Here is a 22811-nt window from a genome sequence, read left to right on the forward strand (position 1 = left end):
CTCCCGGACAGAGGCATATCCATGACCGAGCATCAGAACGTCTACCCGGTAAGCGACGACTTCGCCGCCAAGGCCAACGCCGACAAGGCCACCTACGAGGCCATGTATCGGCAGTCGGTCGACGACCCACAGGGGTTCTGGGGCGAGCAGGCCAAGAGCCTGGAGTGGTTCAAGGCGCCGACCAAGATCAAGCACACCTCCTTCGACGCGCACAACGTGGACATCCGCTGGTTCGAGGACGGTACCCTCAACGCCAGCGTCAACTGCCTCGATCGCCACCTCGAGGCCCGCGGCGACCAGCCGGCGATCATCTGGGAAGGCGACGATCCCAAGGACGACAAGACCCTCACCTATCGCGAGCTCTATGAGCAGACCTGCCAGCTGGCCAACGGCCTCAAGGAGCTGGGGGTCGGCAAGGGTGACGTGGTCACGCTCTACATGCCGATGATTCCCGAGGCCGCCATGGCGATGCTGGCCTGTGCCCGCATCGGTGCGGTGCACTCGGTGGTCTTCGGCGGCTTCTCGCCGGACGCCGTCGCCCAACGCGTGGTCGGCGCCCAGTCCAAGCTGATCATCACCGCCGACGAGTCCGTTCGCGGCGGCAAGCAGGTGCCGCTCAAGGACAACGTCGATGCCGCCCTGACCCGCGACGGCACCGAGGTCTGCGAGAAGGTGCTGGTGGTCAAGCGCACCGGCGGCGAGATCGACTGGAAGGACGGCCGTGACGTCTGGTACGACGACGTCGTCGCCAAGCAGTCCACCGACTGCCCGGCCGAGGAGATGAACGCCGAGGACCCGCTGTTCATCCTCTACACCTCGGGCTCCACCGGCGCCCCCAAGGGCCTCAAGCACACCACCGGCGGCTACCTGCTGCAGGCCGCCCTGACCCACCGCTACGTCTTCGACTACCAGGACGGTGAGGTCTACTGGTGCACCGCCGACGTGGGCTGGGTCACCGGTCACAGCTACATCGTCTACGGGCCGCTGGCCAACGGCGGCACCACCCTGATGTTCGAGGGCGTGCCGAGCTATCCGACCCATGGCCGCATGGGCGAGATCGTCGACAAGCACAACGTCAGCATCCTCTACACCGCCCCCACCGCGGTGCGGGCGCTGATGGCCCATGGCGACGACGTCATGGCCTCCAGCCAGCGCGACAGCCTGCGCCTGCTCGGCTCGGTGGGCGAGCCGATCAACCCCGAGGCCTGGGAGTGGTTCCATCGGGTGATCGGCAACTCGAAGTGCCCCATCGTCGATACCTGGTGGCAGACCGAGACCGGCGGCATCATGATCGCCCCGCTGCCCGGTGCCACGGATCTCAAGCCGGGCTCCGCGACCCTGCCGTTCTTCGGCGTGGTGCCGGCGCTGGTCGACAACGAGGGCAATGAGCTCAAGGGTGCCACCGAGGGCAACCTGGTGCTCCTCGACTCCTGGCCGGGGCAGGCGCGCTCCATCTGGGGCGACCACGACCGCTTCGTGCAGACCTACTTCTCGACCTACCAGGGCATGTACTTCACCGGTGACGGCTGTCGCCGCGACGAGGACGGCTACTACTGGATCACCGGCCGCGTCGACGATGTGCTCAACGTCTCCGGTCACCGCATGGGCACCGCCGAGATCGAGTCCTCGCTGGTGGCACACGAGGCGGTGGCCGAGGCGGCCGTGGTCGGCTTCCCCCACGACATCAAGGGCCAGGGCATCTACATCTACGTGACCCTGGGCGATGGCTTCGAGGAGAGCGACGAGCTCAAGAAGGAGCTGACCCAGTGGGTGCGCAAGGACATCGGTCCGATCGCCTCGCCGGACGTCATCCAGTGGGCGCCGGGGCTGCCCAAGACCCGTTCGGGCAAGATCATGCGCCGCATCCTGCGCAAGATCGCCGCCAACGAGTGTGACGGCCTGGGCGACACCAGCACCCTGGCGGATCCCTCGGTGGTCGATGAGCTGATCGAGCATCGCGCCAATCGCTGAGGGCAGCGCCCCAGCCGCGACAGCAGAAACCGAGCCGGTCCCCTGGGGGCCGGCTTCTTCATGTGCGGTCGACGGCGGGTGACGGGTCGGCGACCCGATCAGCGCCTCATTGTTTCTCGCCTCTTGGGAATCGCCTAGGCCATGGGGTAACATGCGATAACAAATCGAGAGCCCAGCGTGGCGGTCGTCGGTCCGCCGCCCGAGGAACCGGAGGAAGATCCATGGCCTTTGCCCAGAAATTCATCGTTGCCGATGACCATCCGCTGTTCCGTGCGGCCCTGACCCAGGCCCTGCGTCAGCTGGCGCCCCAGGCCGAGATCGTCGAATCCGATACCATGGAGGCCACCACCGACGTGGTCACCCGGCATCCCGATGCCGACCTGATCCTGCTGGACCTGCACATGCCGGGCGCCCATGGCTTCTCCGGCCTTATCCAGCTGCGCGGCCAGACGCCGGACATCCCGGTGGCGGTGGTCTCGGGCAGCGACGAGGTCTACGTGGTGCGCCGCGCCATCGACTACGGCGCCTCGGGCTTCATTCCCAAGTCTTCCTCTCTTCAGCTGATCGCCGAGGCGGTGGGCGAGATCCTCGACGGCGAGGTGTGGCTGCCGGCCGAGATGGCCGACGCCCTGGGCGAGGCCAACGAGGACGAGACCAAGTTCGCCGAGGCCATCGCCTCGCTGACGCCGCAGCAGTTCCGGGTGCTCAACATGCTCACCGAGGGGCTGCTCAACAAGCAGATCGCCTATGAGCTGAGCGTCTCCGAGGCGACCATCAAGGCGCACGTCACCGCCATCCTCCGAAAGCTCGGTGTGCACTCCCGCACCCAGGCGGTGATCGCCGCCCAGAAGCTCGAGGTCGAGCCGCCCAAGGTCGAGTCCTAGCCCCGGCGAGCGCTTCCAGCCCGTCGTCTCAGGCCGCTCACACAGCAAGAAACCCACCATTTGGTGGGTTTCTTGCATGATGGCCCTACATGTTTCGCGTGCTCAGCGAGGCGTGGTGCACGGCCTCACGGATGCCGTTCCGCCCGGCTGGCCTGCAGGGTGCGGGTGAGCAGGGCACGCAGGGCGGCGGGGCGCACGGGCTTGAGCAGCAGCTGATAGCCCGCCCGCTTGATCTCCTCGGCGACCTCCTCGGTGCGATCAGCGGTGATCACGATGCCCGGCACGGCCTCCTCCAGCCGGTCGCCGAGGGCCTCCAGGGCCATCAGGCCGGTGACCTCGTTGTCCAGGTGGTAGTCGGCGAGTATCGCGTCCGGGGGGCCGTCCAGGTGGCGCAGCACCGACTTGGCGCCGCCGATGGTGGTGGCCGTGAAGACCTCGCAGCCCCAGCCCGAGAGCATCGCCTTCATGCCCTCGAGGATCAGCGATTCGTTGTCGATGCAGAGTATTCGCGTGCCGTCGAGCTTGTTGCCAGCCCGCTTCGGGGCGGCGTCCTCGGCCTGCTGGGTCGCGGTGCGCGGCGCCACGGTCGGCACGCTGACCGAGAACATGGTGCCTACCCCCTCCCGGGAGCGCACCCGGATGGGGTGGTCGAGCACCCGGGCCATGCGATCGGCGATGGAGAGCCCGAGCCCGAGTCCCTTCTCGCTCTCCTTGTGCCGCGTGGCCTGGTCGAGGCGCCGGAACTCCTGGAAGATCTCGGTCTGCTTGGCCTCGGGAATCCCCGGGCCCGAGTCCCAGACCTCGACGGTGAGCCGCTCGCCGTGGCGGCGGCAGCCCAGCAGGACGCGGCCCGCCTGGGTGTAGCGGATGGCGTTGGAGAGGAAGTTCTGGATGATGCGGCGCAGCATCTGGGCATCGCTGTCGACCCACTGGCCGGTCGGCACCACCACCAGGTCCAGGCCGCGCTCCTCGGCCATCACCGCGAACTCGGCGCGCAGCGGCCGGATGATGTCGGCCAGGGCGAAGTGGCTGCGCCGCGGGGTCAGGGCGCCGGCATCGAGCTTGGAGATGTCGAGCAGGGTGCCGAGCAGCTCCTCGGCGGCCTGCAGGGAGTTGTCGATATGGCCGATGGTGCGCTTCATGTCCTCGGCATCCATCTCCTGGGCCAGCGCCGAGGTGAACAGTCGCGCGGCGTTGAGCGGCTGCAGCAGGTCGTGGCTGGCGGCGGCCAGAAAGCGCGTCTTGGAGGCGTTGGCGTCCTCGGCGAGCTGCTTTGCCTGGCGCAGGGCCAGCTCGGCCTCGGCGCGCACGCGGTTCTCCTGGCGCAGCGCGGCGTTGGCCTCGGAGAGCGCCTGGGTGCGCTCGCGCACGCGCTCCTCGAGGGTCTCGTTGGTCTCCTTGAGGGCGATCTCGGCCCGGCGCCGCTCGGTGATGTCCTGGTAGAGGGCGAAGAAGCCAAGGATGGCCCCGCTGTCGCCGAAGTGCGGCGTGTAGGTGACCAGCATGTAGCGTCGCGCCTCGCCGATGGGCAGCGAGACCTCGAAGTTGACCCGTTCCCCGGCCAGCGCACGCTCGATCCAGGGGGCCCGCTCGCGGGCCATGTCGGGGGCGATGACCTCATCGACGCGCTTGCCGATCACCGCGTTGCGGTCGATGTCGAAGGCCTGCTCGTAGGCGCGGTTGGTGAAGAGGTAGCGACACTCCTTGTCGAAGTAGGCGATCAGCGCCGGCACGTTGTCCGTGTAGATGCGGATGTTGTTCTCCGAGCGGATCAGCGCCTCCTCGATGCGCTTCTGCTGGGTGATGTCCTGATAGGTGTAGACGAAGCCGCCGCCCGGCATGGGGTTGCCCTGGACCTCCAGCACGCTGCCGTCCTGACGGTAGCGTACGTAGCGGTGGGGCTGGCCCTCGCGGATGTTGTCGATCAGCAGCCGCACGTGCTCCTCCGGGTCGCCGGGGCCGTACTCGCCGTTGTGGGCGTTGTAGCGGAAGATCTTGTCCATCGGCGCGCCGACCCGGATCAGGTGGTCGGGGAAGCGGAACAGCTCCAGATAGCGCTGGTTCCACACCACCAGGCGCAGGTTCTGGTCGACCACGCTGATGCCCTGATTGATGTTCTCGATGGTGGCCTGCAACAGGGCGCGGTTGAACTCCAGCACCTGGGAGGCCTCGTCGACGATCGAGATCACGTCCGAGATACCGATGCCGCGGCCCTGCAGGGCGGAGTTGACGACGATGCGCGCCGAGGAGGCGCCGAGCACCGAGGCCAGGAAACGCTCGGTGAACTGGATGACGTCGATGGAGGCCCGGGTGTTGTCCTCCAGCGGCTTGCCGGTGCGCCTCGCATAGTCGTCGAAGGCGCGGCTCACCTGGCCGGCGCCCAGGAAGCGCTCGCACAGCACCTTCAGGTCGCCCACGGTGGTGGCGCCGGTCCAGGGGCGGTTCACCGAGGTCTGGCGGGTCTCGACGCTGTCGACGAACAGCGAGGCCTGGATGCGCTCGACCACCCGCTGCGGGGTCATCTGGGAGACGAAGATGTAGCAGAAGAGGTTCACGCCCAGCGAGAGCATCACGCCGTGGGTGAAGCTGTCGCCGACGTTGAGGCCGAACAGCGAGGTGGGGGCGAGCCAGGCGATGTTCAGGGGGCCGCCGTCGGCCCAGTCGAGCGGCAGCACGCCGGTGGCGATCATGGTCGGCATCAGCAGGCTGTAGGCCCAGATGGCGAAGCCGGCGTTCATGCCGACGATCACCCCGAGCCGGTTGCCGCGCTTCCAGTAGAGGCCGCCGATCAGCGCCGGGGCGAACTGCGCCGCGGCGGCAAACGACAGCATGCCGATGTTGGCCAGCGAGCTGAATTCGCCGATCAGGTGGTAGACGCCGTAGGCCATCGCCAGGATCACCACGATGGTGATGCGCCGGGCGCGCAGCACCAGGCGGCCGTAGTCCCGCGGCTTGGTATCGAACCAGCGCAGGCGGAATAGCGCCGGGATGACGATCTCGTTAGAGATCATGATCGACACCGCCACGGCGGCGACGATCACCATGCCGGTGGCCGCCGAGAAACCGCCGATGAAGGTCAACAGCGTCAGCCAGGCGTTGTCGGCCGCCATCGGCAGGGCCAGCACATAGGTGTCGGGCTCGATGCGGCTCTCGGAGAAGACGGTCAGGCCGGCCGCGGCGATGGGGATGACGAAGAAGGCGAAGGCCAGCAGGTAGAGCGGGAAGAGCCAACGCGCCTTGGTGGCATCGTCGCGGTGGATGTTCTCGACCACCGCGACATGGAACTGGCGGGGCAGGCAGAGGATGGCCAGCATCGCCAGCAGGGTCTGGGCCCAGAAGCTCTGGCCGAAGTCCTGGTCGGCGAGCTGGCGCTGCAGCGCCAGCTGCTCCTCGGCGCGGCCCAGCAGGTCGCCCAGGCCGTCGAACATGCCCCAGGTGACGTAGGCGCCGAGGGCCAGGAAGGCCACCAGCTTGACCAGCGACTCGAAGGCCACGGCGTGGATCAGCCCCTCGTGGTGCTCGGTGGCGTCGGTGTGGCGGGTGCCGAAGAGGATGGCGAAGGCCGCCATCACCAGCGCCACGTAGAAGGCGGTGTCGCCGAACAGCGGGGCCCGGGTGATGTCCGAGGCGGCGGTGATCACGCTGAAGGAGGTCGAGACCGCCTTCAGCTGCAGGGCGATGTAGGGCAGGGTGCCGATCAGCGCCACCAGGCTCGCGAAGGCCGCCAGCGACTGGGTCTTGCCGTAGCGCGAGGCGATGAAGTCGGCGATGGAGGTGACGTTCTGGTGCTTGGCGACGCGGATCATCTTGGCCAGCACCGGCCAGAACAGCAGCAGGGTGAGGATCGGGCCGACGAAGATGCTGGCGAACGACCAGCCCGACGTGGCCGCCTGGCCCACGGCGCCGTGAAAGGTCCAGGAGGTGCAGTAGATGGCCAGCGCCAGGCTGTAGATCACCGGGCGGCGTCGGCTCGCCCCGTGCTGGCGAGCGTGGCGATCACCGCGCCAGGCGATGGCGAACAGCACGGTGATGTAGAGCAGTGAAACGACGATCAGCAGCCAGCCGGCGAACATGCACTCAACTCCCTTCCGAAGACGCCCGTGCTAGGGCAAGGCCGGTGCGCGGGGCGGCCGTCTCACACGATTCAGGCCCGCGGGCAGAGTACCCCATAGAGCGGGGCGGAGGCGTCGAGGCGGCGCATCGCCTCGGTGACGGGCGTGCGGGCTTCGCCCTCGAGGGGCAGCATTTCCCGGGTCGCGCAGTTCATCAGCCAGGCCTGGTGGCTGACCTGATCCACGTACTCCTTCTCGAAGCGGTAGAGCAGGAACTCGACCAGCCGCTCATCGTCTGCCCGGCTCACCGCCAGCTGGTCCTGCTCGACGATGGTGAAGGCCGTGGTCATCGGGAAGAGGAAGGTCCAGGGGCGCCAGAAGACCTGGCTCTGCTCCACGTCGACCACCTCGGCCGAGTCGGGCAGCTGTTCCTGCTTGTACTCGAACCAGGAGTATTCGTGGTGGATCTGGTAGGCCAGCATGCCGATGCCGGCGAATACCGGGACGATCCAGCGCGGCAGGCGCTTGCCGCTGGCCAGGCGCAGGATCAGCCCGACCCCCGCGGCGCCCAGGCCGGCGAAGACCGCCGCAATCAGGTGCCATATCATAAATCATCCATCCTTAAAGCAATCGGGCTTCCCTGAGGAAGCCCGATCGGGTGAGGTTCCGCGGCCCGGACTGGCCGGGCCAGGGGGGCCATTATGGCCCAGAAGGTCCCGAGACGTCAGTGCCCGGTGGCGACACCAGCGCCCTTGGGATAGCGAACGCTCTCCACCAGGTCCTGGATCTCCTGCGGAGGCTCCTCGGTGGCGTTGGAGACGGTGAAGGCGACCGCGAAGTTGAAGATCGCGCCCACTGCACCGAAGGAGAGCGGTGAGATGCCCAGGATCCAGTTATCCGGCGTGTTGGGCAGCATGTTGGTCTCCGGAATGAAGAACCAGCCCAGGTAGGTGAAGATGTAGAGCAGGGTCGTGCCCAGGCCGGTCAGCATGCCCGCGACGGCGCCCTTGTTGTTCACCCGCTTGGAGAAGATGCCCATCATCAGCACCGGGAACAGCGAGGCACCGGCGATCCCGAAGGCCAGGGCCACCGTCTGCGCCGCGAAGCCGGGCGGGTTGAGGCCCAGGTAGGTCGCCAGCAGGATGGCACCGGCCATGGAGATACGTGCCGCCAGCATCTCGCCCTTCTCGGTGATCTTCGGGTTGATCATGGTCTTGATCAGGTCGTGGCTGATGGCCGAGGAGATGGCCAGCAGCAGGCCGGCGGCCGTGGACAGCGCCGCGGCGATACCACCGGCGGCGATCAGGCCGATGACCCAGCTCGGCAGGTTGGCGATCTCGGGGTTGGCGAGTACCAGGATGTCGTTGTTGACGTTGAGCTCGCTGCCGTTCCAGCCGCGCTGTTCGGCGGTGGCGGCGAAGGCCTCGCTGCCGTCGTTGTAGACCTGGATGCGACCGTCGTTGTTCTTGTCCTCGAACTGGATCAGGCCGGTCTCTTCCCAGGTCCGCACCCACTCGGGACGGTCCTCATAGAGGATGGGGTTGTTCGCGGCGTCCTCATAGCTCTCGACCTGGCCGGCCATGTCCGGATAGACGGTGGTCATCAGGTTCAGGCGCGCCATGGAACCCACGGCGGGCGCGGTCAGGTAGAGCAGGGCGATGAAGACCAGGGCCCAGCCGGCGGACCAGCGCGCATCGGCCACCTTCGGCACGGTGAAGAAGCGGATGATGACGTGGGGCAGGCCTGCGGTACCGACCATCAGCGACAGGGTGAACAGCACCATGTTCAGCTTGTTGTCGACGTCGGCCGTGTAGTCGCGAAAGCCGAGCGCGTTGACCACGTCATCCAGCTTCTCGAGCAGCGGCACGCCGGATTCGGTGTGGGTGCTGAACATGCCCAGCCCCGGGATCGGGTTGCCGGTCAGTTCCAGGGCGATGAACACCGCCGGGATGGTGTAGGCGATGATCAGCACCACGTACTGGGCGACCTGGGTGTAGGTGATGCCCTTCATGCCGCCGAAGACCGCATACAGGAAGACGATGAAGGCGGCGATCCAGATGCCCCAGGTGTTGCTGACCTCGAGGAAGCGCGAGAAGGCCACGCCGGCACCGGTCATCTGGCCGATGACGTAGGTGATCGAGGCCACGATCAGGCAGATGACCGCGACCAGGCGGGCGGTGTTGCTGTAGAAACGATCCCCGATGAAGTCCGGCACCGTGAACTTGCCGAACTTGCGCAGGTAGGGCGCCAGCAGCATGGCCAGGATGACGTAGCCGCCGGTCCAGCCCATCAGGAAGGTGGAGTTGGCATAGCCGCCGGAGGCCAGCAGGCCGGCCATGGAGATGAAGGAGGCCGCAGACATCCAGTCGGCGGCGGTGGCCATGCCGTTGGTGATCGGGTGAACGCCGCCGCCGGCGACGTAGAAGTCCTTGGTCGAGCCGGCGCGGGCCCAGATCGCGATGCCGATGTAGAGGGCGAACGAGGCCCCTACAAACAGCAGGTTGATGGCAAACTGACTCATGCTGGCTTACTCCCCGAGTCCGAACTGTTTATCGAGACGGTTCATCTTCCAGGCGTAGAAGAAGATGATCGCGATGAAGGTCAGGATCGACCCCTGCTGGGCGAACCAGAAGCCCAGGTCCGTTCCTCCTACTGGAATGCCAGCCAGCAGCGGGCGGAACAGGATGGCGCAGCCATATGACACGAAGGCCCAGACGATCAGGCACCCCGTGATCAGGCGTACGTTCGCCTTCCAGTAAGCAGCGGCATTAGACTTGTCGTCTGCCATAGTGTTGCTCTCCACTTGTTGTTGAGATTGGAAAGTTGCCCGGAGTGTTTGCATCACTCATCAGGGCAGTCGTGCCGACGGAACAGCCTCGATGGCGGAGTCTGGACCGGCCTGTCATCGGGTGGCCCGCGGCCGGTCGTCGTGAAGTGTCGACGCGGGAATGCCCTGTATGGCTCATGCACAATACTGGGCAGCAAACGCCTAAAATAAATCCCAGACTTTCGTATCATGATGACGAACCCGCGCGGGGTCTTTTTGGTAGTTGTTTTTTAATCAATGGTTTGCAGCGTTATTTAGAAAGCGTTTTTGTTCTCTTTGGGGGGCGCATAGGACGATGGTATAGCCTGGAAATGTCACCGGGTTGAGGGGCGTCGGAGCGCAGTGTTTGACGATGGTCTAAGAGAGCCAGGTTAGGACGATTGTCTAGGTCTTTATGCTACTCCGACTTTGCTATCTTGAAGGCTTGCTGGACGACGAGTGTGCCGAGGTCAGCGGGGTGGTGAACGCCGCGCAACGAGGACAGCCCCATGGTCGATGTAGAACTCTCCCATCCCCCTTTCACCTTCCTCGACGAGGAGGGCCGTGAGCGCGTTCGCCGCAGCATCGACCTGGCCTATTACGACCGCGAGGAGATCATCCTCGATGCCGGCCAGGCCGGGGAGTATCTCTTCCTGATCCACAAGGGCGAGGTCGCCGAGCTGGACCCGACCCTGCCCGGCGCCCAGTCGCATATCGGTCACTACACGGCCGGCGACCTGTTCGGCGCCATCAGCATCCTCAACGGCAAGAGCCGCTATCGCTTCCGGGCCGAACAGGAGTGCCTCTGCTACCTGCTGCCCAAGGGCGTGTTCAAGCAGCTCTGCACGGCCTATCCGGCCTTCGCCGAGTTCTTCCGCCAGCGCCTGGCCCAGAAGACGCGCCTGCTCACCGAGCGCCGCGCCGAGGGCGGCGTCACCATGGCGGGCTTCATGCTGGCCCGCGTCAGCGAGTGCATGCGCGCCCCCCTGCTGGTGGCGGCCACTACCCACCTGGCCGAGGCGGTGCATACCCTGAACGACAGCCATGCCGACAGCCTGCTGGTCGAGGGCGAGCAGGGGCCGGGCATGGTCACCAAGACCGACCTGCTCAACGCCCTGGTCCTCGAGGGCCTGACCCAGCAGAGCCCGGTGCAGGACGTGGCGCACTTCGCGCTGATCACGGCGACCCCCGAGCAGTACCTGTTCGAGGTGCTGGTCCAGATGACCCGCTTCAAGGTGGAGCGCGTCGTGGTCATGGAAGGCGACCGGCCCTGCGGCGTGGTCGAGCTGACCGACGTGCTCAGCTACTTCTCCAGCCGCAGCTACGTGGTGAGCCTGCAGGTGGAACAGGCGGACAGCCTGGAGGCGCTGGCCGCCGCCAGCCGTCGCACGCCGGAGCTGGTCAAGGCGCTGATGGCCCAGGGCGTCAAGCTGCGCTTCGCCATGGGGCTATTGGCGGCGCTCAACGGGCGCATCATGAACAAGGCCTGGGGCTTTCTGATCGACGAGCAGTATCACGACCAGAGCTGCCTGATCGTGATGGGCAGCGAGGGGCGCGGCGAGCAGATCCTGAAGACCGACCAGGACAACGGCCTGATCCTCGCCGACGATCTCGACTGGCCCGACTGTCAGGCGCAGATGCAGCGCCTCACCGAGACGCTGATCGAGCTGGGCTACCCGCCGTGCCCCGGCGACATCATGGTCTCCAACCCCGAGTGGGTGGGCACCGAGAGCCAGTGGCGCGGGCGCATTGCGCAGTGGGCGGCGAAGCGCGATGGCGAGAGCCTCATGCGCCTGGCGATCATGCTCGACGCTCATGCGGTGGCCGGCAACGCCTCGCTGCTCGAGCGGCTGCGCGAGGAGCTCTTCGAGCGCTGCAGCCGCGACGAGATCCTGCTCTCCTACTTCGCCCGCACCGCGCTGCGTTTCTCCACGCCGCTGACGCTGTTCGGGTCGCTGAAGAAGCCTCAGCACGGGGTGGACATCAAGAAGGGCGGCATCTTCCCCATCGTCCACGGGGTGCGCACCCTGGCGCTCGAGCGGCGCATCGCCGCGACCTCGACGCTTGCGCGGCTGGACGCGCTGGTCGCCGACGGACGGCTGGAGGAGCGTTTCGCCGAGGACCTGGGCGAGGCCCTGTCGCTGTTCACCGAGCTGAGGCTTCGCCAGCAGCTCGAGCGCCTCGATGATCCGGAGGGCAAGGGCGAGGCGCCCGACCGGGTGGTGGTGCAGGAGCTCTCCTCCCTGGAGCGGGACCTGCTCCGCGAGGCCCTGCACATCGTCAAGGAGTTCAAGCAGCGGATCTCGCACCGTTTCCACCTCGAGTACTCCTGACGCGCCTCGACGCTGCTCGATCGACTCAACAACAGGAGGTTGCCTGATGCTCAGGGCCCTGCGCCGCGCCGCCGATCGACGCCGTCAGGTCGACGGCGATCACGGCTGGCTCTTCGCGCCCTATACCGGCGAGGAGATGGTCGCCATCGACTGCGTGACCACCGGCCCCGATCCGCGTCGGGCCGAGCTGGTGTCGCTGGCGGCGGTGCGCCTGCGCGGGGATCGGGTGCTGACCAGCGACTCCCTCGACCTGCGGCTGGCGCGCCCCGCCAGCCTATGTGGCGATTCGATCCGCCTGCACGGCCTGCGCGGCATCGACCTGGCGGAGGGGGCCGGCATCGACGAGGCGCTGGCACAGTTCCTGGACTTCGTCGGCAATCGCCCGCTGATCGGCTGGCGCCTGGATGACGACCTGACGCTGCTCAACCGCTACCTGCGGCCGCGCTTCGGCTTCGATCTGCCCAACGCCTGCATCGACGTGGCGCAGGCCTACTATCGCCGGCTGCGCCGCACCCACCCCGAACTCGTCACCCGGCCGCGCTTCGAGCAGGTAGCCGAGCGCCTGGGGGTGCCGGTGATGGGGCGGCACACGGCACTCGGTGACGCCGTGACCACGGCGCTGATCCACCTGCGCCTGACGCGCAGCACGCCCGAGGTCGAACGTTTCTGCTGATCGCCGCGTTTCTGTTGATCGCCGCGGTTCGGGCGGCCCCGCGTCGCCTGTCGGCGGCGAGAATGGTAGGATAGCGCCCGCCATTTTCCAGCCGCCCAGGCAGCGCCGATACCATGCCAGACGCCCTGATGTTCGATCCCCGCGACACCGCCCTGCGGCCCGTCGCCGACCCCGCGACGCCTTCCGACGAATCCGATGCCGCGGACAAGCGCGCCTTCAACAAGCTGCAGAAGCGGCTGCGTCGCCAGGTGGGCAACGCCATCATCGATTACGGGATGATTCATGAGGGGGACCGGGTGATGGTCTGCCTCTCCGGGGGCAAGGACAGCTACACCCTGCTGGAGATCCTGCGCAACCTGCAGCGCAACGCGCCGGTGAACTTCTCCCTGGTGGCGGTCAATCTGGACCAGAAGCAGCCCGGCTTCCCCGAGCACGTGCTGCCCGAGTACCTGGATAAGCTCGACGTCGAGTACCACATCCTCGAGCGCGACACCTACTCGGTGGTCAAGGAGAAGACCCCCGAGGGCAAGACCACCTGCGCGCTCTGTTCACGGCTGCGGCGCGGCTCACTGTACGGCTTCGCCGAGGAGATCGGGGCCACCAAGGTGGCGCTGGGGCATCATCGCGAGGACATCCTCGAGACGCTGTTTCTCAACATGTTCTTTGGCGGCAGCCTCAAGGCGATGCCGCCCAAGCTGCTCTCCGACGACGGCAAGAACATGGTCATCCGTCCGCTCGCCTACTGCCGGGAGGCCGACATCGCCGAGTTCGCCCGGCGGATGGCCTTCCCGATCATTCCCTGCAACCTCTGCGGCTCCCAACCGAACCTGCAGCGCCAGGTGGTCAAGGAGATGCTGGCCGAGTGGGAGACGTCGCATCCGGGACGGCTCGAGAGCATGTTCAAGGCGGTCACCAACGTGGCACCCTCCCAGCTGGCCGACCGCGAGCTCTTCGACTTCGCCGGCCTCGAGGAGAAGCAGGCGCGCCTCAATGCCGATCGCATCGCCCTGCATAACGAGCCCTGATCAGAAGCGATAGCATCTCGCGGTGGCCGGACGGCCAAGCATGAAAAACCCCAGCGACCTCATCGGGCGCTGGGGTTTTTCGTGTCGAGACGGGAGAGCGCGATCGGCGCGCGGCCTCAGCGGCAGCCCTCCTGTTCGGCCACCTCGATCAGCGATTCCAGGTCGAGGATGTTCACTTCGCGGCCGGAGACGGCCACCAGCTCCTGGGACTGGAAGCGACTCAGGATGCGGCTGACGGTCTCCACCGCGAGCCCCAGGTAGTTGCCGATGTCGGCCCGCGACATGGACAGCCGGAAGCTGTAGGGCGAGTAGCCGCGCCGACGGAAGCGGTCGGAGAGGCTGGTGAAGAAGGTCGCCAGGCGCTGGTCGGCGGTCTTGCGCGACAGCAGGCGCATCATGCGGCGGTCGTCACGCATCTCCTTGCTCATGCTGCGGTAGAGCTGGCCGCGCAGCTCCGGCAGGGATTCGGAGAGGGTGTCGAGGCGATCGAAGGGGATCTCGCAGACCGTGGTGGTCTCCAGGGCCACCACCGTGCCCGGGTAGCGTTCCTCGTCGATGCCGTCGAGTCCCACCAGTTCGCTGGGCAGGTAGAAGTTGGTCAGCTGGTCCTCGCCGCTGCCCTCGGTGGTCACCTGCTTGAGGCTGCCCGAGCGGACTGCGAAGACGCTGGTGAAGGGGGTGCCCTGGCGGAACAGTGCCTCGCCCTTCTTCAACGGCGGTCGGCGGCGGATGATGGCATCGAACTGATCCATGTCCTGCACTTCGAGTGCCAGCGGCAGGCAGAGCGAGCTCAGGCTGCAGGTCTGGCAGCGCGTCTCGTTCAGCAGGGCGCGGCGCCTACCGGTTGCGGGGTCGGGCATGCTCTCCTCCATGGATGGTGGCTCAGAGATCATTATGGGGGATAGTCGCCCACCGGCAAAGCACCGCTTAACACCTCGCCGCTGACGGTAGCGATCAGCGTGTGGCGATCAGGGCGCGGCGGGGTAGGCATCGAAGGCCGCCGCCAGCTGACGGATCAGCGGGCGCCCGCTGGGCGTCACGCGCCACTGGCGGCCCTGGCGCACGATCAGGTCCTGGGTCTCGGCCCGGGCCAGTCGCGCCAGCGGTGCGGCGAGATGGGCCTCGGCGTCCAGCCCGAAGGCCTCGCCGAGCGCCGCCAGGTCGAGGGGCAGATCGCACATCAGTCGCTCGATGGCGGCGCTGCGCAGCCGGTCGTCCAGGCTCAGCCGATGGCCGACGGCGGTGGGCAGCTCCCCTCGATCCAGGGACGCCTCGTACTCCTCGAGCCTCAGCGGGTTGCGAACGTGCAGGTCCTCCAGGCGGGAGACCGCCATGACGCCCAGGCCCACCAGGTCGTGGCGCTCCCGCCCGGCCTCGAGGGCCTTGGCCAGGCGGTCGTCGCCGCGCACGAAGCGGTCATGGCCGATATGCATATAGCCCGCGGCGGCGAGCATCGCGATGGCCGCCTGCAGCATCTCCTGGACCTCCTGGGGGGCAGGCAGGTCCTCGGTGCGGATCTGGCGCTGCCGGGGGAAGCGTTCGGGGTGGTGCTGGTAGTGAAACAGCGACAGCCGCGACGGTGCCATGGCGATGACCTGCTCGAGCGTCGCGGCGACGCTATCGCGGGTCTGGCGGGGCAGGCCGAGGATCAGGTTCAGGTTGACGGAGGTGAAACCCAGCCGGTCCGCCTCGTCGAGCAGCTGCTCGGTCAGGCCGCGGCCCTGCTCACGGTTGATCGCCCGCTGGACCTCGCTATCCAGGTCCAGCACCTCGAGGCTCAGCCGGTTGAACCCCAGGGCCTCGAGATGGCGCAGAGTGAAGACATCGGCCTCGCGGGGGTCGATCTCGATGAGGTACTCCCGGTCGCGATCGCCGGCCAGCCGGAAGCGGGCATCCAGCCGATCGATCAGGTCGCCCATCTGGTTGAGGGTCAGGAAGGTCGGGGTGCCGCCGCCCCACTGCAGGGAGCGGACCTCCCGCCGAGCGTCCAGGTGGCGACTGGTCAGCACCATCTCGCGGTCGAGGCGGGTGAGGTAGGCCTCGGTCAGCCGGGTATCCGAGGTGGTGACCGGCCGGCGTGTGCAGTGAAAGCAGGCCTGCTGGCAAAAGGGCAGGTGCACATAGAGCGACAGCGGGCGCGCCGCGGCGTTGCTGTGCTCGAGCGCGCGGCGATAGTCCTCGGCGCCGATGCCGTCGCCCATCGCCTGGGGCGTGGGGTAGAAGGCATAGGCGGGGGCCGGTGAGGCCGCCGCGAAGGGGGCGTCGCTACCGGGTGCGGTTGACGCGCGAGCGGGCATGGTCGGCCCTCCGGAGGGAAACATGCCTTTATGCTAGCGAGGCGCCTGGTGCACCGCGTTGAGCTGCGTCAATCGAAGTCGTATTCGGCTATCTGGGCAGGGCTATCTCGACGGCGTGATCGGCGCGGCCGTCAGTGCAACGTCGCCCCGGGCAGCAGCGTCCACAGCTGCCAGAGGGCGAAGGCGATGATCGACAGCGCGGAGAGCGTGCGGGTGGCCGGATGGCGAATCAGCGCGCCGAGCTGGCGCGCGGCGAGGCCGGTGGCCAGCAGGGCCGGCAGGGTGCCGAGGCCGAAGGCGCCCATCAGGATCGCGCCCCGCCAGGGATCGGCGATGGCCAGGCTCCAGGCGAGCATCGAGTAGACCAGGCCACACGGCAGCCAGCCCCAGACGGCGCCCAGGGCGAACGCCTGGGGCACCCGGACCACCGGCATCAGCCGCCGTCCCAGCGGCTCGAGGTGGCGCCACAGGCGCCTGCCGACCGCTTCGACCTTGAGTAGCCCCTTCCACCAGTCGGCGATATAGAGCGCCATCAGGATCAGCATCACCGCGGCCAGGCCCTGCAGCACCAGGCGGGCCTGGGGGCTCAGGGCGATCAGCGTGCCGAGTCCCGCCGCCAGGGCGCCGGCCATCATGTAGCTGGCGATGCGTCCCAGGTTGTAGCCGAGCAGCAGCCCCGAGAGGCGAGCGGGGCTTCGCATGCTGGGTGGCACGGCGAAGGTCAGGGCGCTCATGATGCCGCCGCACATGCCGATGCAGTGGGCGCCGCCGAGCAGGCCGAAGACGAAGGCCGCCGCCAGCGGGGGAAGGTCGAGGCCGGTGGGATCCATCAGTCGCGGCGGTCCTCGTCGCGGGGCGCGCCGGAACCGGGATCGGCGCCGGCATCCGCGTCGGGTGAGGCACGCTCCTTGCGCGGGCGATCGTTCTCATCCTCGTCGAAGAGGATGCGGTAGGCAGGGCCCTCGAGGTCCTCGAACTGGTCGTGCTTGACGGCCCAGAAGAAGGCCCAGACGGCCAGTCCCAGCAGGATCAGCGAGAGGGGGATCAGCAGGTAGAGGATGCTCATGCGTTCACCAGCCGGGAGGAGTCGGCGCCAGCGGGCCGTTCGGGCCCGACGCGGGTCAGGCGAAGGGCGTTGCCGACCACGACCAGCGAGCTCGCCGACATGCCGATGGCCGCGAGCCAGGGGGGCACGAAACCCATCGCCGCCAGGGGCAGCGCCGAGATGTTGTAGATCAGCGACCAGGCCAGGTTCTGGCGGATGATGCGCCGCGTGGTGCGGCTGGTCGCGATGGCCTCGACGATACGCCCCAGCCGAGGACCCAGCAAGACGGCGTCGGCGCGGGTGCGGGCGAGATCGGTGGCGCCGTTCATGGCGATGGCCACGTCGGCCCCGGCCAGCACCGGCACGTCGTTGATGCCGTCGCCCACCATGGCCACTCGCTCACCGGCGGCTTGCAGCGACTGGATGCGTGCCAGCTTGTCCTCCGGCGAGGCCGCCGCCTGCCAGGTCGCGATGCCAAGGCGCGCGGCCATGGCCGCCACCGCCGATTCGGTGTCGCCGGAGAGCAGCTCCACCGCGAGGCCGCGCGCCTTCAGGGCCTCGACGGTCTCTCGGGCGTCGTCGCGCAGGCGATCGTGCAGGCAGAACCAGGCCCTCGGCGTGTCGTCCTCGGCCAGCAGCAGCCACTGGCCCTCGCCGGGTGCCTCGGGCGTCGCCTCCGGGGCGGCGAAGGCGGGGGTGCCGAGCCGCCAGCGGCGCCCGTCGATGCGGCCCTCCAGGCCCCGGCCGGGGCGGCTGAGCACCTCGTCGGCACTGATGCCGGCCTCGCGGAAGGGGCGAAAGGCGCGGGCGATGGGGTGCTCGGACTGGGCCTCCAGGGCGGCCGCCAGGGCACGCGCGCGCGCTTCGTCGAGGGTGTCGCCGATCGGGCGCGTCTCCACCAGGCTCATCTCGCCGCTGGTCAGGGTGCCGGTCTTGTCGAAGATCACCCGGTCCAGCTGCGACAGCGCCTCCAGGGCGTCGGCGCGGGTAATCAGCACGCCGCGGCGGTGCAGCCGGCCGTGGCCGGCGGTCAGGGCCGTGGGCGTGGCCAGCGCCAGGGCGCAGGGGCAGGTCACCACCAGCACCGAGAGGGTGACCCACAGCATGCGGTCGGGATCGATGAACCACCAGGCGACGGCCACGCCGACGGAGATCAGCAGCACCTGCAGCACGAAGTGGTGGGCCATGCGCGCGGCCAGCTGGGCGATGCGCGGCCGGCTGGCGAAGGCGCGATCGGTCAGATCGACGATGCCGGCGACCCGCGCCTCGCGGCCGGCATGGGTGACGCGCACCGTCAGCGGGCTCTCGATGTTCTGGCTGCCGCCGGTGACGCGATCGCCGGCGCGCCTTGTCACCGGCAGGTATTCGCCGGTGAGCATCGACTCGTCGAGGCTCGACTCGCCGCGCTCGATCACGCCGTCGGCCGGCACGCCGTGGCCGGGCTTGATCAGCACCCGGTCGCCGGCGGCGAGCTCGCTGGAGGGCAGGATGCGCTCCTCGCCCGCCTCGGTGAGGCGGATCGCCGAGAGTGGCAGGGCGCCGGAGAGGGCGTTGCCGCTGTGGCCGCTGCGGCGCCGGGCGCGCACCTCGACGTAGCGGCCGAACAGCAGGAAGAAGGTGAACATCGCCACCGAATCGAAATAGACGTCGCCATGCCCGACGACCACCGCATAGCCGCTGGCCAGGTAGGCGCCGCCGATGGCCAGCGATACCGGCACGTCCATGCCCAGGGTGCGGGTCTTGAGGTCGCGCAGGGCATTGGTGAAGAAGGGCTGTGCCGAGAAGAGCACCACCGGGGTGGCCAGCGCGAAGGAGAGCCAGTGGAAGAGAGCGTCGAAGTCGGCGCTGAGCTCGCCGGGGTCGGCCACGTAGATCGGGATCGAGAACATCAGCACCTGCATCATCGCCACCGCGGCGACGATCAGCCGGCGCACGTTCATGCGCTCCTCGTGCTGCAGCCGGCTCTGGGCCGCATCTGGCTCGTAGGGCTGGGCCGGATAGCCGATGGCGGCCATCTCGGCGAGGATCCGCGACAGGGTCACCCGTTCGGGATTCCAGCTGACACGCAGGCGATGGTGGGAGAGGTTGACGGCGCTCGCCTCGATGCCGCGGAGGGCGTTGAGGCGATGCTCGATCAGCCAGGCGCAGGCCGCGCAGGTGATGCCGTCCACGGCGAGGGTGGCGTGCACCCCGCCGCCGTCGCCGTCGGGGTGCACGAAGCGCGCCTGCAGGCCGGGGTCGTCGAACACTGCCCAGGTCTCGGCGTGGACCGCCTGGCGATCGTCCGGCCGCTCGGGCAGCTCGGTGCGAAAGCGGTAGTAGCTCGCCAGGCCCCCGTCGACGATGGCGTGGGCCACCGCCTCGCAGCCGGGACAGCACAGCGGCCGTCGTTCATCGTCCAGGGTGATCGACCAGGGGGCGTCCGCGGGCACCCGGCTGCCGCAGTGGTAGCAGCCGGGGTCCTCGGTGGTCGAGGGCGGTGTGGCGGTCGCGGTCATCTAGAGGCCGGGGGAGAGCGAGATGTCGCCTTCCGTGGGGAAGTGCGCCTCGCCGGTCAGGCGCCACGCGGCGTCCTGGCCCTCGGCGGGCTGCAGGTGCAGGTACCAGCGGTAGTTGAGCGGCTGATCGATGGAGGTGACGAAGCGCCCGTCGCGGACGTGCTCCAGCACCAGCGAGCGGTCGCGGCTGCTCTCGGTGGGGAAGATCAGCTCGAGGTAGAGCCGCTCCGGTCGGCGTTCGCCCTCGAGGTCGATGACGATGTCGCCGGTGCGCGGGTCGGCGCGCATGACCGCCTCGAGACCCAGCTCCCGAGCGTGCTCCTGCTTGGCCAGCCGCTCGTTGATGGCCAGCCCCTGCTTGTAGTAGTCCTGCTCCACCGTGCCGTCGTAGTAGTGAATCGACAGCACCAGGTAGGTGATGCTGAAGGTCACCGACGAGGCCAGCAGGCCGATCAGAAACCACGGCCAGAACTGCTTGTACCAGGGGGGGATGATGTCCGGTTCCGCACTCATCAGCGGGTCTCTCCTAGGAAACGGCTGTCACGTTCGATGGCGATGTCGGCATCCGTCGCCTCGAGGCGCAGGATGATCTCGGCGCTGGGCCGGTCGATGGATTCGGGCGGCACGCTGGCCTGGATCACCAGCTGGCGCGATTCGCTGGCCGGCACGCTGATCTCGTGGGTGTCGAGGGTCAGGCCGGGCAGGCCGGAGGCCTCCAGCCGGTAGCTGTGCGGCCGATTGTCGAGGTTGCGCACGGTCAGGGTGTAGACGTTGCTGATGCGCCCGTCCTGGGTCATCTGGAACAGCTGGTTGCGATCGCGCTCGACGTCGAAGCCCAGCGGCGTGCGATCGGCCACCGCCCAGGCGAAGACGCCGATCATCACCAGCAGCGCGGCGAGATAGCCCATCAGGCGGGGGCGCAGGATATGCGTCGGCTTGCCCTCCAGGGCGTTCTCGGTGGTGTAGCGGATCAGCCCGCGGGGGTAGCCCATCTTGTCCATCACGCTGTCGCAGGCGTCGATGCAGGCCGCACAGGTGATGCACTCGTACTGCAGACCGTCGCGGATATCGATCCCGGTGGGACAGACCTGCACGCAGAGGTCGCAGTCGATGCAGTCGCCGTGGCCGGCGGCTTGCGCCTGCTCGTGACTCAGCGTCTTCTTGCGCGGGCCGCGCGGTTCGCCGCGGTCGGCGTCGTAGGAGACGATCAGGGTGTCGCGGTCGAACATCACCGACTGGAAGCGGGCGTAGGGGCACATGTAGATGCACACCTGCTCGCGCAGCCAGCCGGCGTTGAGGTAGGTGAAGACCAGGAAGAAGCCCACCCAGAAGTAGGACCAGCCGGCGGCGTTCAGGGTCGGCAGCTCCACGACCAGGTCACGGATCGGCGTGAAGTAGCCGACGAAGGTGAGGCCCGTGGCCAGGGCGATCAGAAGCCAGATGGCGTGCTTGGCGCCCTTGCGCCACAGCTTGTCGGTGGTCATCGGCTGCTTGTCGAGCTTGATGCGGCGGTTGCGCGAGCCCTCCAGGCGATGCTCGACCCAGATGAACAGGAAGGTCCAGACGCTCTGCGGGCAGGTGTAGCCGCACCAGACGCGCCCGGCGAACACCGTGATGAAGAACAGGCCGAAGGCGCAGATGATCAAGAGCCAGGAGAGCAGCATGAACTCCTGGGGATAGAAGGTCGCCGAGAAGATGTGAAACTCCCGACCGGGGAGGTCGAACCAGATGGCCGGGCGGTCGCCCCAGGGCACCCAGGGCAGCAGGAAGAAGGCCAGCATCAGGGCCCAGTTGGAGGCCCGGCGCAGGCGCTGGAAGACGCCCTTGATCTCGCGGACGTAGATATGCCGCCGGCTCTCGTACATGTGCTGGGTGACCGCCTCGTTCGGCGCGTGGTGCTGCACCGGATCCGGGGTGACATCGTGAGTCGGGATCTTCTCGCTCATGGCAGGCTCGTGGCTGGCAAGGAGGGGAGGGCCGTCGGGGGTGACCCGTTGCGGGTGGTCGACATTGTATCGGCGCGGCTGCATAACAAGAAAGGGTGCGACCGGAGGCCGCACCCTTTGCATGCCGTCATCGTTCGCCGGCTCAGTCCTGGCGGCTCAGGCCGTAGACGTAGGCGGCGACGAGGTGGACCTTGTCCTCGCCGATGTAGGCGGCCTGAGCCGGCATATGGCCGTTGCGGCCGTTACGCAGGGTCTGGCGCACCGAGTCGGCCAGCGACTGGTCCGGTGCCCGATAGAGCCAGGCATCGTCGGTCAGGTTGGGCGCGCCCAGGGCCTGGTTGCCGGTGCCGTCGGGCATGTGGCAGGCGGCACACACCGAGGCGAACACGCTGGCGCCCTGTTCGGCGCGCTCGGCATCCTCGGCGTTGCCGGAGAGCGAGAGCACGTGCTGGGTCACGTTCTCGATGTTCTCGCTGCCCAGCTGCTGCCAGGAGGGCATCAGGCCGTTACGCCCGTTGTTGAGGGTCTGGACGATATTCTCCGGCGCACCGCCATACAGCCAGGCGTCGTCGGTCAGGTTGGGGAAGCCGTAGCCGCCCTTGGCGTTGGAGCCGTGGCAGATCGCGCAGTTGTTGAGGAAGATGCGCTCGGCGACCTGCATGGCCTCGCCGTCCTGGGACAGTTCCGGGATCGGCACCTCCTGGTACTGGGCGAAGATCGGCGCGAAGCGCTCCTCGGCCCGGGCGACCTCTTCCTCCCACTGGCTCTCCTGGCTCCAGCCCAGCAGGCCGGAGAAGTTGCCGAGGCCGGGGTAGAGCACCAGATAGCCCAGCGAGAAGATCACGGTGCCGACGTAGAGCTGGAACCACCAGCGCGGCAACGGGTTGTCGTACTCCTCGATCCCGTCGGCGGCGTGGCCCGTGGTGTCGACGTTGCCCTCGGCATCCGGGGTCTTGTCGGTCTTGCGGTTGGCGAAGAGCAGCCAGGCGCTGATGCCGATGGTGCCCAGCGTGATGACGATGATCCAGACGCTCCAGAAGCTGGAAAGGGAGTCACCCCAAAAATTGTTCATGTGTTCCTCTCTCCCTTGTCGTGTCGGGAATCGGCCTCTCGGGAGGCATTCTGGTCACGGTGCGGCGGTTCATCCTCATCGGCGAAGGGCAGGTTGGCCGCCTCGTCGAAATCCGGCTTGCGTCGCTTCGAGTAGGCCCACATCGTGAGCCCCGCGAAGGCGATGATCAGCAGGATGATGATCACCCCGTTGACGATCCCGTTATCCAT

The 22811-nt window shown here is 67.7% G+C and carries 18 protein-coding genes; 5 read left to right on the forward strand and 13 right to left on the reverse strand.

The annotated features are described in order from the left end of the window. Positions 1-21 precede the first annotated feature (21 nt). Positions 22-1971 carry an acetate--CoA ligase gene (gene acs, locus ABE957_RS08070; protein ID WP_349758165.1) on the forward strand — a complete coding sequence of 650 codons (1950 nt, stop codon included), beginning with the start codon at positions 22-24 and terminating at the stop codon, positions 1969-1971. A 221-nt stretch (positions 1972-2192) separates the two neighbouring features. Further along, positions 2193-2855, forward strand: coding sequence for a LuxR C-terminal-related transcriptional regulator (locus tag ABE957_RS08075; RefSeq protein ID WP_089847401.1), 663 nt, complete (start codon positions 2193-2195; stop codon positions 2853-2855). Positions 2856-2980: 125 nt separating this feature from the next. Here ABE957_RS08075 and ABE957_RS08080 read toward each other — a convergent pair whose 3' ends face one another. From ABE957_RS08080 to ABE957_RS08095, 4 genes are all read right to left on the reverse strand, one after another. Next, positions 2981-6928 (reverse strand): hybrid sensor histidine kinase/response regulator, encoded by a 3948-nt coding sequence (locus tag ABE957_RS08080; protein WP_349758166.1) that lies wholly within the window; start codon positions 6926-6928, stop codon positions 2981-2983. A 71-nt stretch (positions 6929-6999) separates the two neighbouring features. Continuing rightward, on the reverse strand, positions 7000-7515 hold the full coding sequence (locus ABE957_RS08085; RefSeq protein WP_349758167.1) for a hypothetical protein: 516 nt from the start codon (positions 7513-7515) through the stop codon (positions 7000-7002). A 116-nt stretch (positions 7516-7631) separates the two neighbouring features. Continuing rightward, positions 7632-9428, reverse strand: coding sequence for a sodium:solute symporter family protein (locus tag ABE957_RS08090; RefSeq protein WP_349758168.1), 1797 nt, complete (start codon positions 9426-9428; stop codon positions 7632-7634). A 6-nt stretch (positions 9429-9434) separates the two neighbouring features. Next, positions 9435-9695 (reverse strand): DUF4212 domain-containing protein, encoded by a 261-nt coding sequence (locus tag ABE957_RS08095; RefSeq protein ID WP_138181370.1) that lies wholly within the window; start codon positions 9693-9695, stop codon positions 9435-9437. 527 nt (positions 9696-10222) lie between these two features. Here ABE957_RS08095 and ABE957_RS08100 point away from each other — a divergent pair. The 3 genes from ABE957_RS08100 to ttcA all read left to right on the forward strand — a co-directional run bounded on the left by ABE957_RS08100 (position 10223) and on the right by ttcA (position 13744). Beyond that, the gene (locus ABE957_RS08100; RefSeq protein WP_349758169.1) at positions 10223-12046 is read left to right on the forward strand and encodes a DUF294 nucleotidyltransferase-like domain-containing protein; all 1824 of its coding nucleotides are present in this window, start codon (positions 10223-10225) and stop codon (positions 12044-12046) included. Between the two features lie 46 nt (positions 12047-12092). After that, a complete protein-coding gene (locus ABE957_RS08105; RefSeq protein ID WP_349758170.1) occupies positions 12093-12719 on the forward strand; it encodes a 3'-5' exonuclease in 627 nt (208 codons plus the stop codon). A 113-nt stretch (positions 12720-12832) separates the two neighbouring features. Then, positions 12833-13744, forward strand: coding sequence for a tRNA 2-thiocytidine(32) synthetase TtcA (gene ttcA / locus ABE957_RS08110; protein WP_349758171.1), 912 nt, complete (start codon positions 12833-12835; stop codon positions 13742-13744). A 116-nt stretch (positions 13745-13860) separates the two neighbouring features. Here the strand turns inward: ttcA and fnr are convergent, their stop codons facing one another. From fnr to ABE957_RS08155, 9 genes are all read right to left on the reverse strand, one after another. After that, a complete protein-coding gene (gene fnr / locus ABE957_RS08115) occupies positions 13861-14604 on the reverse strand; it encodes a fumarate/nitrate reduction transcriptional regulator Fnr (protein ID WP_349758172.1) in 744 nt (247 codons plus the stop codon). A gap of 108 nt (positions 14605-14712) precedes the next feature. Next, positions 14713-16041 (reverse strand): oxygen-independent coproporphyrinogen III oxidase, encoded by a 1329-nt coding sequence (gene hemN, locus ABE957_RS08120; RefSeq protein ID WP_349758173.1) that lies wholly within the window; start codon positions 16039-16041, stop codon positions 14713-14715. Positions 16042-16172: 131 nt separating this feature from the next. Beyond that, positions 16173-16871, reverse strand: a complete 699-nt coding sequence (locus ABE957_RS08125; RefSeq protein WP_349758174.1) for a sulfite exporter TauE/SafE family protein — start codon at positions 16869-16871, stop codon at positions 16173-16175. Continuing rightward, positions 16871-17107, reverse strand: a complete 237-nt coding sequence (gene ccoS / locus ABE957_RS08130; RefSeq protein ID WP_349758175.1) for a cbb3-type cytochrome oxidase assembly protein CcoS — start codon at positions 17105-17107, stop codon at positions 16871-16873. The genes ABE957_RS08125 and ccoS overlap by 1 nt, the downstream gene beginning before the upstream one ends. Then, a complete protein-coding gene (locus tag ABE957_RS08135; protein WP_349758176.1) occupies positions 17104-19584 on the reverse strand; it encodes a heavy metal translocating P-type ATPase in 2481 nt (826 codons plus the stop codon). Before ABE957_RS08135 ends, ccoS begins: the two co-directional genes overlap by 4 nt. Further along, positions 19585-20097, reverse strand: a complete 513-nt coding sequence (locus tag ABE957_RS08140; RefSeq protein ID WP_349758177.1) for a FixH family protein — start codon at positions 20095-20097, stop codon at positions 19585-19587. Continuing rightward, entirely contained in the window at positions 20097-21530 is a 1434-nt protein-coding gene (ccoG, locus tag ABE957_RS08145) for a cytochrome c oxidase accessory protein CcoG (RefSeq protein ID WP_349758178.1), read from the reverse strand. Before ccoG ends, ABE957_RS08140 begins: the two co-directional genes overlap by 1 nt. Before the next feature lie 142 nt (positions 21531-21672). Further along, positions 21673-22602: a cytochrome-c oxidase, cbb3-type subunit III gene (gene ccoP / locus ABE957_RS08150; protein WP_349758179.1), complete on the reverse strand. Its 930-nt coding sequence runs from the start codon at positions 22600-22602 to the stop codon at positions 21673-21675. Further along, positions 22599-22811 carry a cbb3-type cytochrome oxidase subunit 3 gene (locus ABE957_RS08155; RefSeq protein WP_089847431.1) on the reverse strand — a complete coding sequence of 71 codons (213 nt, stop codon included), beginning with the start codon at positions 22809-22811 and terminating at the stop codon, positions 22599-22601. Before ABE957_RS08155 ends, ccoP begins: the two co-directional genes overlap by 4 nt.

Origin of the sequence: Halomonas pelophila (assembly GCF_040196315.1) — a bacterium.
GTDB classification, from domain to species: domain Bacteria; phylum Pseudomonadota; class Gammaproteobacteria; order Pseudomonadales; family Halomonadaceae; genus Halomonas; species Halomonas pelophila.

What these genes read in the sequence shown, in the direction of transcription:
- acs (WP_349758165.1), top strand. Translation starts at nt 22, where the DNA reads ATGACCGAGCATCAGAACGTCTACCCGGTAAGCGACGACTTCGCCGCC.
- ABE957_RS08075 (WP_089847401.1), top strand. Translation starts at nt 2,193, where the DNA reads ATGGCCTTTGCCCAGAAATTCATCGTTGCCGATGACCATCCGCTGTTC.
- ABE957_RS08080 (WP_349758166.1), bottom strand. Translation starts at nt 6,928, where the DNA reads ATGTTCGCCGGCTGGCTGCTGATCGTCGTTTCACTGCTCTACATCACC.
- ABE957_RS08085 (WP_349758167.1), bottom strand. Translation starts at nt 7,515, where the DNA reads ATGATATGGCACCTGATTGCGGCGGTCTTCGCCGGCCTGGGCGCCGCG.
- ABE957_RS08090 (WP_349758168.1), bottom strand. Translation starts at nt 9,428, where the DNA reads ATGAGTCAGTTTGCCATCAACCTGCTGTTTGTAGGGGCCTCGTTCGCC.
- ABE957_RS08095 (WP_138181370.1), bottom strand. Translation starts at nt 9,695, where the DNA reads ATGGCAGACGACAAGTCTAATGCCGCTGCTTACTGGAAGGCGAACGTA.
- ABE957_RS08100 (WP_349758169.1), top strand. Translation starts at nt 10,223, where the DNA reads ATGGTCGATGTAGAACTCTCCCATCCCCCTTTCACCTTCCTCGACGAG.
- ABE957_RS08105 (WP_349758170.1), top strand. Translation starts at nt 12,093, where the DNA reads ATGCTCAGGGCCCTGCGCCGCGCCGCCGATCGACGCCGTCAGGTCGAC.
- ttcA (WP_349758171.1), top strand. Translation starts at nt 12,833, where the DNA reads ATGCCAGACGCCCTGATGTTCGATCCCCGCGACACCGCCCTGCGGCCC.
- fnr (WP_349758172.1), bottom strand. Translation starts at nt 14,604, where the DNA reads ATGCCCGACCCCGCAACCGGTAGGCGCCGCGCCCTGCTGAACGAGACG.
- hemN (WP_349758173.1), bottom strand. Translation starts at nt 16,041, where the DNA reads ATGCCCGCTCGCGCGTCAACCGCACCCGGTAGCGACGCCCCCTTCGCG.
- ABE957_RS08125 (WP_349758174.1), bottom strand. Translation starts at nt 16,871, where the DNA reads ATGGATCCCACCGGCCTCGACCTTCCCCCGCTGGCGGCGGCCTTCGTC.
- ccoS (WP_349758175.1), bottom strand. Translation starts at nt 17,107, where the DNA reads ATGAGCATCCTCTACCTGCTGATCCCCCTCTCGCTGATCCTGCTGGGA.
- ABE957_RS08135 (WP_349758176.1), bottom strand. Translation starts at nt 19,584, where the DNA reads ATGACCGCGACCGCCACACCGCCCTCGACCACCGAGGACCCCGGCTGC.
- ABE957_RS08140 (WP_349758177.1), bottom strand. Translation starts at nt 20,097, where the DNA reads ATGAGTGCGGAACCGGACATCATCCCCCCCTGGTACAAGCAGTTCTGG.
- ccoG (WP_349758178.1), bottom strand. Translation starts at nt 21,530, where the DNA reads ATGAGCGAGAAGATCCCGACTCACGATGTCACCCCGGATCCGGTGCAG.
- ccoP (WP_349758179.1), bottom strand. Translation starts at nt 22,602, where the DNA reads ATGAACAATTTTTGGGGTGACTCCCTTTCCAGCTTCTGGAGCGTCTGG.
- ABE957_RS08155 (WP_089847431.1), bottom strand. Translation starts at nt 22,811, where the DNA reads ATGGATAACGGGATCGTCAACGGGGTGATCATCATCCTGCTGATCATC.